We start from the raw sequence: 11,989 nt of genomic DNA on the forward strand, positions 1-11,989 counted from the left end.
ACCGGAACTACAGTTCGAGTCCCAGGAGAGCGTTCTCGACCACCTCGGGAAGACCGGGGTGGATCCAGTACTGACCGCGGGCCATGTCCTGGGCGGACAAACCGAAGCTCATGGCCTGGATGAGTGGCTGGATCAACGTGGGGGCCTGTGCGCCGATGATGTGCGCGCCGAGGATCTTCCCGGTGCCCTTCTCGGCGATGATCTTGCACAGACCTTCGCTGTCCTCCATGGCCCAGCCGTAGGCGACATCTCCGTAGTTCTGGACCTTGACGGTGATGTCCAGGCCGGCGTCGCGGGCGTGCTCTTCGGTCATGCCCACCTCGGCGATCTGGGGATCGGTGAACACCGCAGCGGGAACGAACCGATGGTCGTTCTTCCGTAGCGTCGAGGTGTCGCCGTGCCACGCGTCCTGCAGCAGGTTGTACTGAACGACGCGAGCTTCCTGGTTGGCCACATGCTTGAGTTGGTAGGGAGACGATACGTCGCCGAGTGCGAACACTCCCTCGGCCGTGGTGCGGCCGAATTCGTCCACCACGATGCGGCCTTCGTCGTCGAGCTCGATGCCTGCCGCAGCCGGATCGAGACGGTCTCCGTTGGGCTCGCGGCCCACGGCGACGAGGAACGCATCGCCGAGGACCTTGGTGCCGTCGGCAAGTTGGACCCCGTGCAAGCCTCCCTCGGACAGGGGAGTGGTTTCGCCGGAGTCGAGGTGTACGTCCCACTTGGCGCGGGCGAGCTCGGTGAACCGCTTCGAGATGTCGGCGTCGAGTGCGCGAAGCAAGGCGTCCTTGCGGGCCACGATCGACACCTTGGAGCCGAGAGCAGAGAAGACGTGCGCGAATTCTGCTGCGATGTAACCGGATCCGAGAATCACCAGGTGCTCGGGTAGCTCGCGGAGACGCATCACATCACTGTTGGTGTGGTACGCGACACCCGAATCGGCGATGGCCTGCGGCACCGTCGGACGAGATCCGGCGGCGACGACGATCTGGTCGGCGGTGATCACGGCGCCGGTGCCGGTGTCGATGGTGCGCGGGCCGACGAAGCGCGCGTGACCCTCGAACAGGGTGAGATTGGGGCTGCCTTCGGCGCGGTAACGCTTGCCGCCCTCCGAGATCGGGTCGATGCGGCCGAAGACGCGATCGACGATGTCCGGCCAGCGCACTGCGTCCACGTGGGCGTCGACACCGTATTTCGAGGAATCGCGTACCGTCCGCGCAACCTCGGCGGCGTAGACGAACATCTTGGTGGGGATGCAGCCGACGTTGAGGCAGGTGCCGCCGAAGGTCGAGTTCTCCTCGATCAGAGCGATCTTCTTGTCTTCGAAGCGCGAATCGGCGATCGAGTTGCCGGATCCGGAGCCGATGATCGCGACGTCGAAATGCTCGGTCATGAAATGTGCCCGCTCTCGGTGTGGTCCTTGCCCGACGCGTGGTCGGTGCTCTCGCTTCGGTGCAACCACTCGATCCACTCGTCCATTTCCTCGAAGGCCCGAGCGCGTGGAGTCTCGGTGGACAGAAAGACGTCGTGGCGGGCTCCCTCGATGGGCACGATCGTGGTGCGGTCGCCCAGGCAGCCCGCCCAGCGCGCGATCTGGCGAACGTCGAGTACGGCGTCTGCGGCGTCGACTGCGGAGCTGTATCGGCGCGAGAAGTGCGTCACCTTAGAGCGCAGAATCAGTGCGGGGATACCGATGTCGAGGCCGCGATGAAGTTCGGCGTGTCCGTGGCGGACGGCGCGAATCCACCCGAAGGTGATGGGGAAGCCGGCCAGGGGCTTCCAGTCGAGGTCGTAGTCCCACTCGCCGTTTTCCGATGCCGCGAGCGACAACCCGTACGTATCGAGCCCGCCGCCGGGAACCTGTGCCTTGGACCGGAACCTGCCGATGACGTCGATCGCGGCGGTACCGACGCTGCGGATGGCAGGTGGGCCCTGCAGATCGAACCACGGGCTGTTGAGGACCACACCCGACAGGCCCAGCCCAGCCGATCCGCCCTCCTGACGGTTGAGACGGTTCAGCCACAGCGGCAGTACGAGGCCGCCGGTCGAGTGCGCGATGAGCAGGACCGGGGCACCCGGGCGTTCCGTGCGGACCAGGGCGAGAGCCTCGTTCAGCTCGGCGTCGTACATCGCCAGATCGGTCACGAAGTGTGCGGTCTGGCCCTCGCGGCGCGAGCGTCCGCATTTACGCAGGTCCAGGGCGTAGAAGGCGTATCCCTGCGCTGCGAAGTGCTCGGCGATGTGGCGCTGGAAGAAGTAGTCGGTGAACCCGTGGACGTAGATCACCGAACGCTCGAAGTTGGCGGCACCGGGCGGTTGGTACCGCACGAGAGTGGCCTCGACCTGCCCTTCGCCGTCCGGATCGTTGCCGAGTGGAATGGTCGTCTGTTCGTAGCCGTCGCCGAGGACGTCGGGCACCCAGGTAGTCACAGATCACAACTGTAGTGGGCACCGCGGGCGGCGTCCGAGGAGCACAATCGGAACCGGGTTGACGTGGTGTCCGACGGGGTAGGCCCAGCTAGTAACCTGACCGCATCGGGTGAAGTAGCCCTCTACAGCAGAGTTCTCCGGTCGATACCGCCACCGGCCGAGACCTCCACAGACAAGGAAGTCGATTCTCCAGTGTCCAAAGATGAGCAGGGTAAGCGGATCAAGACCGACGTCGTTCTGGTCGGTGCCGGAATCATGAGCGCCACCCTCGGTGCGCTGCTCCGTCAGCTCGAGCCGAACTGGTCGATCGACGTCTACGAGCGGCTCGACGCGGCCGCAGCCGAGAGCAGCGACGCGTGGAACAACGCGGGCACCGGCCACTCGGCACTGTGCGAACTGAACTACACGCCGCAGAACAAGGACGGCAGCGTCGATATCGCCAAGGCGCTCAACGTCAACGAGCAGTTCCAGGTGTCGCGTCAGTTCTGGGCACACGGCATCGAGACCGGTGTGCTCTCCGACGCCAAGAACTTCATCAACCCCATTCCGCACGTGAGCTTCGTGCACGGGGCCGAGAACGTGAAGTACCTCCGTGCGCGGTACGAGGCGCTCGTGGGCAACCCACTGTTCGCAGGCATGGAGTACATCGACTCCAAGGACGAGTTCTCGGCGCGACTGCCGTTGATGGCCAAGGGCCGTGACTTCTCCGATCCCGTGGCCCTGAACTGGAGTCAGGAAGGCACCGACGTCGACTTCGGTGCGCTCACCAAGCAACTGCTGAACTACCTGTCGTCCGCGGGCGGCACAGTGCACTTCGGACACGATGTGCGCAACATCACCAAGCAGTCCGACGGCAGCTGGGACGTCAAGGTCGCCAACCAGCGCACCGGCGTCAAGAAGACCGTCAACGCCAAGTTCGTGTTCGTCGGCGCAGGCGGCGGCGCACTGCACCTGCTGCAGAAGTCCGGAATCGCGGAGATCAAGGGATTCGGCGGCTTCCCGGTCAGCGGCGAGTGGTTGCGGTGCACCGATCCGGCTCTGATCGAGCAGCACTCGGCCAAGGTGTACGGCAAGGCTTCGGTCGGTGCTCCGCCGATGTCGGTCCCGCACCTCGACACCCGCGTGATCAACGGCCAGCAGGGTCTGCTGTTCGGCCCGTACGCCGGCTGGTCGCCCAAGTTCCTCAAGCAGGGCAAGATCACCGACCTGCCCACCTCGGTGAAGCCCGGAAACCTGATGTCGATGCTCGGGGTCGGTGTGACCGAACTCGGACTCGTCAAGTATCTGGTCAGTGAACTGGCTCAGTCGCAGGCAGATCGTGTCGAGACGCTGCGCGAGTTCGCGCCCTCGGTGCTCGGCGAGAACTGGGAGCTGGTCACCGCGGGTCAGCGCGTCCAGGTGATCCGCAAGAAGGGTCGCGGCGGTGTGCTCGAGTTCGGCACCGCTGTGGTCAACGCAGCGGACGGCACCATCGCCGGACTGCTCGGTGCCTCTCCCGGCGCATCCACCGCCGTTCCGGCCATGCTGGACGTGCTGCAGCGGTGCTTCGGTGACAAGTACGACGCGTGGCAGCCCAAGCTCAAGGAAATGGTCCCGTCGCTGGGGGTCAAGCTGGCGCAGAACAGCTCGTTGTTCGACGAGGTCTGGGGCTGGACGTCCAAGACACTGCAACTGGAAAATGCTCGTGAGCTCGCACAGCCCACGGGTGTGTGATAGCAAAAGGTATGAATACGCAAGCAGCAGCTCTCAAACGATCATGGGCTCTAGACCTGTCCAACAGCACGTTGTACGACCTGTTGAAGCTGCGTGTCGAGGTGTTCGTGGTCGAGCAGGCGTGTGCGTACCCGGAGTTGGACGGGCGTGACCTGCTGACCGAGACACGGCACTTCTGGCTCGAACGGGACGGCGAAGTGGTGTGCACACTTCGCCTGCTCGAGGAGCACGACGACGGCGAGAAGGCGTTCCGTATCGGCCGGCTCTGCACGCAGCGCTCGGCCAGGGGACAGGGCCACACCACGCGAATTCTGCGAGCCGCGCTTGCCGAGGTCGGTTCGGCCCCGTGCCGGATCAACGCTCAGAGCTACCTCGTCGACATGTACGCCAAGCACGGCTTCCTGCCGGACGGTGAGGAAGTTCTCGAGGACGGCATCCCGCACACGCCGATGCGTCGGGGTGGCGGCACCGCCTGGAGCGAGAGCTGACCTCCCTGTAGTACGACAAGAACGAATGCCACACACGGCCCTACCGTGCGTGGCATTCGTTCGTTCGGCGGTAGTGTTCCGTTCGAAGTCGGTCGCGGAGAAGTCCTGTGTCAATCAGGCGCGGTCCCGCCACTGTGTTCAGGAGAATTTTCGCTCGAGGAGATTCCCCTGTCAGCCAGATCGCCGCTCGGCTTCGCGTATCTCGACCGAACGTCCGGCGCGGAACTCCGGGCACGAAGGGAATTGGCTGTGCAGCGAAGTGGGAGTGTTCCCGAACCGGGATATCCGTTCAGTGCGATCGTCGGTCAGGATCAGCTGAGGTTGTCGCTGATTCTGTGTGCCGTGCACCCCGGTATCGGCGGTGTACTGGTGCGAGGAGAGAAGGGCACAGCGAAATCGACGGTGGTGCGCGCACTCGCGGCACTGCTGCCCGCCGTGGAAGACGAGGACGGCTCGCGTCCGGCGAAGCTCGTCGAACTTCCGGTGGGGGCAACGGAGGACCGAGTGGTGGGGTCCATCGACCTCGAGAAGGTTCTGCGCGACGGCGAACGTGCGTTTCAACCCGGTCTGCTCGCGGCTGCGCACCGTGGTGTTCTCTACGTCGACGAAGTGAATCTGCTGCACGATCACCTGGTCGACGTGTTGCTCGACGCGGCCGCGATGGGTCGGGTGCATGTCGAGCGTGACGGAGTCTCTCATTCTCACCCAGCGCAATTCGTTCTCGTGGGCACGATGAATCCCGAGGAGGGCGAGCTTCGCCCGCAGCTGCTCGACCGGTTCGGTCTGGCAGTGGAGGTGACGGCGTCGCGGGACGTGGACGTTCGCATGAACGTCGTCCGCCGCCGGATGAACTACGAGCGTGACCCGCACGCATTCGCCGCCGAGTACCGCAACGAGGACATCGCCGTGGCCGAGCAGATTCTGGCCGCCCGAAAGATTCTCGACGATGTGGTGTTGAGCGACAAGGAACTTCGGCGTATCGCCGCGCTCTGCGCATCATTCGACGTCGACGGTATGCGCGCCGATCTTGTGCTCGCTCGCACCGCATCCGCCCACGCCGCCTGGCGAGGCGCAAGCGACGTGGCCGAGGAAGACGTGCGGATTGCCGCCGAACTGGCTCTGCCGCACCGGCGTCGGCGCGATCCCTTCGACGAGCCGGGCATCGACGACAAGCAACTGGACGACGCCATGCGGGACGCGGCCGAACAGGCCGAGCAGCAGCCGGATCCGGATCCAGACCCCGACGGTGGTGGGGGAGCTCCCGATCCCGAGGCTCCCGACGACGCCTCCCAGTCCCCGTCCTCCGACACACAGTCCTTTAATTCGAACGAGGATTCGGCGCAACCACCGCCGCCCTCGGGTACCGGCAGCGAGAAGCAGGCAGGCACTCCGGGAGCACAGTTCAGAGCCCGGTTGCTCGAGGTTCCCGGAGTGGGCGAGGGTGCGCCTGGTCGACGCTCGCGGTCACGGTCCGCGCACGGACGATCGGTACGTCCCACCGTCGAGTCGGGCAAGGGCCTGCACCTGGTTGGCACCCTGTTCGCCGCGGCCGAGCAGCAGGTCGTCCGCGGCCGCACCTCCGGCCGGCTGAAGCTCGAGCCCGCGGATCTGCGGGGCGCGATCAAGGAGGGCCGCGAGGGCAACCTGATCGTCTTCGTCGTCGATGCCTCGGGTTCGATGGCTGCGCGAGATCGACTGTCCGCGGTGACCGGTGCGGTGCTCTCGCTGCTGCGCGATGCGTATCAGCGCCGCGACAAGGTTGCGGTGATCACCGTGCGCGGCACGGAAGCCGAGACGGTGTTGCCGCCGACGTCGTCGGTGGACGTGGCGGTGACGCGGTTGCGGAAGATGAAGACCGGTGGCAGATCGCCACTGGCGCAGGGCTTTCTGCAGGCACGGGAACTCGTTCTGCGAGAGCGTGTTCGAGACCCACTGCGCCGCGCTCTGGTCGTCGCGTTGACCGACGGCCGTGCCACCGGAGGCACCGACCCCGTCGGCCGGGCCCGGATCGCCGCGGGACGCATCGCGTCGGACAAGATCGCCTCCGTGGTCGTCGACTGCGAATCGGGAATGGTCCGCCTCGGACTCGCCGCAGATTTCGCGGCGTGCCTCGGCGGCGGTTACGTGGCCCTGGCGGATCTGTCGGCGGAGCAGGTCGCTGCCGTCGTTCGCGCAGCGGCGTAGGGGGTACGCGATGCCTCAGGGTGTACCGGCTCCCGGAACCGTTCCGCAGGACGGCCTCACGACGCGTCAGCGCCGCAATCTGCCCGTCCTTGCCGTGCACACCGGCCCGGGCAAGGGGAAATCGACCGCCGCATTCGGCATGGCGTTGCGGGCCTGGAATCAGGGTTTCGACGTCGGAGTGTTCCAGTTCGTCAAGAGTGCCAAGTGGAAAGTCGGCGAGGAAGCGGCATTTCGCACCCTCGGCGAACTGCACGAGAGCACCGGGGTCGGCGGAGCCGTCGAATGGCACAAGATGGGCGAGGGCTGGTCGTGGACTCGCAAGAAGGGCAGCGATGTCGACCATGCCGAGGCTGCGGCAGAGGGCTGGCGGGAGATCGCTCGACGAATCGAGCAGCAGTCGCACCGGTTCTACGTACTGGACGAGTTCACCTATCCACTCAAGTGGGGGTGGGTCGACGTCGCCGAGGTGGTCGACGTCCTGACCCACCGACCCGGCAATCAGCACGTCGTCATCACCGGACGCGACGCACCCCGTGAACTGATCGAGGCAGCGGACCTGGTCACCGAGATGGCCAAGGTCAAGCATCCGATGGACGCGGGACGCAAGGGTCAGCGAGGCATCGAATGGTGAACGCGTCCTGTCCCGCAGTGGTGATCGCGGCCCCCGCGTCGGGCAGCGGAAAGACGACGGTGGCCACCGGACTGATGGGTGCGCTGCGCAACGCCGGTCGCACCGTCGCACCGTTCAAAGTGGGGCCGGACTACATCGACCCCGGATATCACTCGCTCGCGGCCGGGCTCCCGGGCCGCAACCTCGACGCCGTGATGGTCGGTGCCGACCGCATCGGGCCCCTGTTCCGACACGGCAGTCGGGGGTGCGACATCGCGGTCGTCGAGGGCGTCATGGGACTGTTCGACGGCAAGATCGACATGACCGGACCGGGGGAGGCCTCCGCCGAGGGATCGACCGCACGGGTGGCCGCGATGCTCGGTGCCCCGGTGATCCTCGTGGTCGACTCCCGTGGACACAGTCAGTCGCTTGCCGCTGTGCTGCACGGGTTCTCGACGTTCGACGCCAGCGTCCGCATCGGCGGTGTGATTCTCAATCGCGTCGGCAGTCAGCGGCACGAGGACGTGTTGCGTCAAGCGTGCGAACGGGTAGGTGTTCCGGTACTCGGCGCGTTGCCGCGCATGAGCGAACTGGTCGTCCCGTCACGGCATCTGGGGCTGATCACCGCAGTCGAACACGGTGGTGCCGCAACCGATGCCGTCGACGCGATGAGCGCACTCGTCTCCCGGTTCGTCGACATCGAGGCAGTGAGCGCCCTGGCTCGATCGTCGGTGACAGCGCCGCAGTGGTCCCCGGAGAACGAGGTACACAGCTCCGATGGATCGCCCGTGATCGCGGTGGCCGGTGGCCCCGCATTCACCTTCGGATACACCGAACACGTCGAACTGCTCCGCGCAGCCGGGGCCGACGTGGCCGTGTTCGATCCGCTGCGTGACGGATTGCCGCCCGGCACAGCAGGAGTCGTTCTTCCCGGTGGATTCCCCGAGGAGCATGCGGCCGCGTTGGCGGCGAACGAACTGCTGCTGGCCGATATCAGGACGGCCGCGGCCAAGGGTTTGCCCATTCATGCCGAATGCGCCGGATTGCTGTATCTGGCAAGCCGATTGGACGGTCATGCCATGGCCGGGGTCGTCGACGTGGACGCGGAATTCGGGAACACCCTCACGCTGGGATACCGCGATGCGGTTGCCCTCGAATCGTCCACACTGTTCGACGCGGGTACCCGCGTCACCGGCCACGAGTTCCACCGAACGAAACTCGTGGACGTGCGCGAGAGCGCCTCGGCCGCGTGGGGCTGGCACAAGCAGAGCCCCGACGGCAGAACTGCGGCGCGCGAGGGATTCGTGCAGGGCGGTGTTCACGCGTCGTACCTGCACACCCATGCGGCGGGCAATCCCGGATCCATCACCCGGTTCGTTGCCGCCGCAGTCGACTACGCGCGAGTGTAGAGGGATCGCGAGAATGCGGGTCGTCGTCGGAATAGGTGCCCGAGCCGGCGTCGATGCCGCCGACGTCGAGGCGGCGATCTCGACGGTGCTGCAACCGGACTGGAGCGTCGAGGCGATCGCCTCCATCGACCGGAAAGCCGACCTGGTTGCCGCGGTGGCGTCGAGCATGGGGGTTCGGGGCGTGACGTACTCCGCGCTCGAACTGTCGACCGTCGTGACACCCACCGTGTCGGTGCGTGTGCTCGATGCCGTCGGATGCGCCAGCGTCGCCGAAGCAGCGGCACTGCTGGCCGGTCGTTCGACGGAGGTGACGGTACCCAGGTTCGGTCTGGACGGTGTCACCGTTGCCGTGGTCGAGCTCTGCCTTGACGGTGGACAGGGGGTTCGGGCCATCCTGTAGGTATGACCGAGACGATGAAAGCCGTTGCCTACACCCGCTCGCTTCCGATCTACGATCCTGCCAGCCTTACGGATGCGGTCATCGACGTGCCCACCGTGCGCCCGCGCGATCTTCTGGTCGACGTGCGTGCCGTGTCGGTGAATCCGGTGGATGTCAAGGTCCGCGCCGGCAACGATCCGCAGGGCACCCCGAAGGTCCTCGGGTTCGACGCCGCCGGTGTGGTGCGCGCTGTCGGTGCCGACGTCACCATGTTCGCGCCCGGCGACGAGGTCTACTACGCGGGCGACATCGGCAGACCCGGAACGAACTCGCAGTTCCATGCAGTGGACGAACGCATCGTGGCGAAGAAGCCGACCACCCTCGATTTCGCACAGGCTGCGGCATTGCCGCTGACTGCGATCACTGCCTGGGAAGGTCTGTTCGACAAGCTCCGCATCACTGCCGAGACCACCGGAACTTTGCTGATGGTGGGCGCCACCGGGGGTGTGGGATCCGTTGTGCTGCAGCTGGTTCGGGGCCTCGTTCCTGGCGTCCGCGTGATCGCGACGGCAGCGGACGAGGACGCCATGGAGTGGGTCCGTTCTCTCGGTGCAGCCGAGGTGGTGAATCACCGACGCGATCTTCGGGAGGAAGTACGCCGAGTAGCGCCCGACGGCGTCGATTACGTGTTCACTGCTCATTCCTCCGGGCAGGTCGAGATCTACGCGGACCTGTTGACGCCGTTCGGTCAGATCGTGGCGATCGACGATCCGGAGACCCTCGACGTTCTGCCGCTCAAGACGAAGGCGATCTCGTGGCACTGGGAGTTCATGTTCGCGCGTCCGATGCACGACACGCCGGATCTGATTCGCCAGCACGAGCTACTGACCAGGGTGGCCGAGCTCGTCGATGCGGGTTCGGTGCGCACCACCGTCACGACGGTTCTGTCTCCGATCGATGCCGAGCAGCTGCGCGAAGCGCATCGGTTGGTCGAAACCGGGCACGTACGGGGAAAGGTTGTGATCGCATCCCGCTCGTGAGGACCGATCCGCGCCACTGACTGGCGAAAGCGGGCCGACGCAGGCAATCTGGATCCAATGACTTCCGACAGCCTCGTCCTACTCGGCCCGATCGTCCGGTACGTCGGCACCGAGACTGCGACCCTGTGGTTCGAGATGGCCGAATCGTCGACCGTAACGGTCGTGACCGACGTCGGCGTCCGCGCAGAAGAACGAACGTGGGGCGTGCACGGACACCACTATGCGCTGGTGCCACTGGAAGGTCTGCCCGCCAACTCTCCGGTGCACTACGAGGTGTTCGTCGACGAGCGTCGAGTGTGGCCGCCGGAAGGCCGAAGGGCCGCCATTCACACGGTCGACGCGGAGGGGCCTGTCACGCTGGCATTCGGATCCTGTCGGCGAGGGGACAACTACAGCGACGAATCCTTGAAGGAGATCGGAGCCGACGCGTTGGCCGGGCTCGGGAACGCGCTGATCGAGGAGGACCCGAGCCGGTGGCCGCAGGCCTTGCTGCTCCTGGGCGATCAGGTCTACGCCGACGATCCGTCGCCGGAAATCGTCGAACGGCTGCAGGCGCGGCGTCGGTCCGGCGAGGGTCCACGCAGTGCCGTCGGTACCGACGCGGAGAACGAGATCTGCGATTTCGAGGAGTACTCGTGGCTGTACCGAGAGTCCTGGGGACTCGAGCCGGTGCGGACACTGTTGGCGAGCATCCCGTCGTGCATGATCCTCGACGACCACGACCTGCGCGACGACTGGAATTCATCCGCTTCCTGGCGTCGAGACATCGTGACGCGGCCCTGGTGGAACGACCGAGTGGTCGGCGCGTATTCGTCGTACTGGGTGTATCAGCACTTGGGCAACCTCTCGCCCAAGGAGCTTGCGCAGGACGAGATGTATGCCGCGGTACGATCGGCCGCCAGTGACGCAGAGCGCGAGAAGTTGTTGTCCGACTTCGCTTTACGAGTCGACCGGCGGCCCGAGACCGGACGCTGGAGCTTCTACCGCGACTTCGGCGACACGCGGCTGATCATGATCGATTCGCGCTGCTCGCGAAACCTGGATCCGGACAACAGAGAAATGGTTGACGAGAAGGAGTGGGCGTGGGTACGTGAACGCGCGCTCGAGACCACTCCGCGGCATCTGCTGTTCGGATCGTCGTTGCCCTACCTCATGCTGCCCGCGCTGCACTACCTGGAACAGTGGAACGAGGCTGTGGCGCAGGGCAGTTGGGGCTCGATGTCGGCAAAGGTGGCCGAGAAGATGCGGATCGGTCTCGATCTCGAACACTGGGCCGCTTTCACCAACTCGTTCAACGACATGGCCGCTCTGACGCGTGAGCTCTCCCGCGGCGAGAACAAACCCGCCTCGATCATGTGGCTGTCCGGAGACGTGCACTGCTCCTACGTGGCGAACGCGGACTTCGGTGTCGGCGGGCGCGAGGTACCGGCCACGTATCAGCTCACTATGTCGCCGTTCCGCAATCCACTCGATCTGCCGATTCGCGCGGTCAACAAGCTGGCCATCAAGCGTCCCGCCGCCCGAATTCTGTCGAAGCTGGCGCGCGCTGCCCACGTGGGCCCCTCCGGTGTCGAATGGGAGGCCGAGGCCGGGCCATGGTTCGCCAACGGCGTCATGCTGCTGACTCTGCACGGCGACTCCGCCCGGTTGCGGGTGCACCATGCTCATGTCGACGACGCGGGCAAGCAGGTGCTCACCGAGACGTCGACCCTGGCCCTCGCCTAGCGAACGGTAAA

10 protein-coding genes are annotated in these 11,989 nt (G+C 65.6%); 8 read left to right on the plus strand and 2 right to left on the minus strand.

Going from position 1 to position 11,989, the window contains the following annotated elements:
- Positions 1–7: 7 nt before the first annotated feature.
- A complete protein-coding gene (mtr, locus tag CH256_RS13365) occupies positions 8–1,393 on the minus strand; it encodes a mycothione reductase (protein ID WP_094669817.1) in 1,386 nt (461 codons plus the stop codon).
- On the minus strand, positions 1,390–2,430 hold the full coding sequence (locus CH256_RS13370) for an alpha/beta hydrolase (RefSeq protein WP_179272090.1): 1,041 nt from the start codon (positions 2,428–2,430) through the stop codon (positions 1,390–1,392). The genes mtr and CH256_RS13370 overlap by 4 nt, the downstream gene beginning before the upstream one ends.
- 192 nt (positions 2,431–2,622) lie before the next feature.
- Between CH256_RS13370 and mqo the strand changes: the two genes are divergently transcribed.
- The 8 genes from mqo (at position 2,623) to CH256_RS13410 (ending at position 11,978) form a co-directional block, all read left to right on the plus strand.
- Positions 2,623–4,143: a malate dehydrogenase (quinone) gene (gene mqo / locus CH256_RS13375; protein WP_094669818.1), complete on the plus strand. Its 1,521-nt coding sequence runs from the start codon at positions 2,623–2,625 to the stop codon at positions 4,141–4,143.
- An 11-nt stretch (positions 4,144–4,154) separates the two neighbouring features.
- Positions 4,155–4,631, plus strand: coding sequence for a GNAT family N-acetyltransferase (locus CH256_RS13380; RefSeq protein WP_068050238.1), 477 nt, complete (start codon positions 4,155–4,157; stop codon positions 4,629–4,631).
- Between the two features lie 243 nt (positions 4,632–4,874).
- Entirely contained in the window at positions 4,875–6,815 is a 1,941-nt protein-coding gene (locus CH256_RS13385) for a magnesium chelatase subunit D family protein (protein WP_179272091.1), read from the plus strand.
- 10 nt (positions 6,816–6,825) lie between these two features.
- Entirely contained in the window at positions 6,826–7,446 is a 621-nt protein-coding gene (gene cobO, locus CH256_RS13390) for a cob(I)yrinic acid a,c-diamide adenosyltransferase (RefSeq protein ID WP_037189604.1), read from the plus strand.
- On the plus strand, positions 7,440–8,834 hold the full coding sequence (locus tag CH256_RS13395; RefSeq protein WP_179272092.1) for a cobyrinate a,c-diamide synthase: 1,395 nt from the start codon (positions 7,440–7,442) through the stop codon (positions 8,832–8,834). The genes cobO and CH256_RS13395 overlap by 7 nt, the downstream gene beginning before the upstream one ends.
- 13 nt (positions 8,835–8,847) lie before the next feature.
- The gene (locus tag CH256_RS13400) at positions 8,848–9,234 is read left to right on the plus strand and encodes a cobalamin biosynthesis protein (RefSeq protein ID WP_068050234.1); all 387 of its coding nucleotides are present in this window, start codon (positions 8,848–8,850) and stop codon (positions 9,232–9,234) included.
- 2 nt (positions 9,235–9,236) lie between these two features.
- Positions 9,237–10,253 (plus strand): zinc-binding alcohol dehydrogenase family protein, encoded by a 1,017-nt coding sequence (locus CH256_RS13405; protein ID WP_094669821.1) that lies wholly within the window; start codon positions 9,237–9,239, stop codon positions 10,251–10,253.
- A gap of 57 nt (positions 10,254–10,310) precedes the next feature.
- Positions 10,311–11,978, plus strand: coding sequence for a DUF7800 domain-containing protein (locus CH256_RS13410; protein ID WP_179272093.1), 1,668 nt, complete (start codon positions 10,311–10,313; stop codon positions 11,976–11,978).
- Positions 11,979–11,989: the final 11 nt, after the last annotated feature.

It is taken from the genome of Rhodococcus sp. 05-2254-6 (assembly GCF_002258565.1).
GTDB lineage: Bacteria > Actinomycetota > Actinomycetes > Mycobacteriales > Mycobacteriaceae > Rhodococcoides.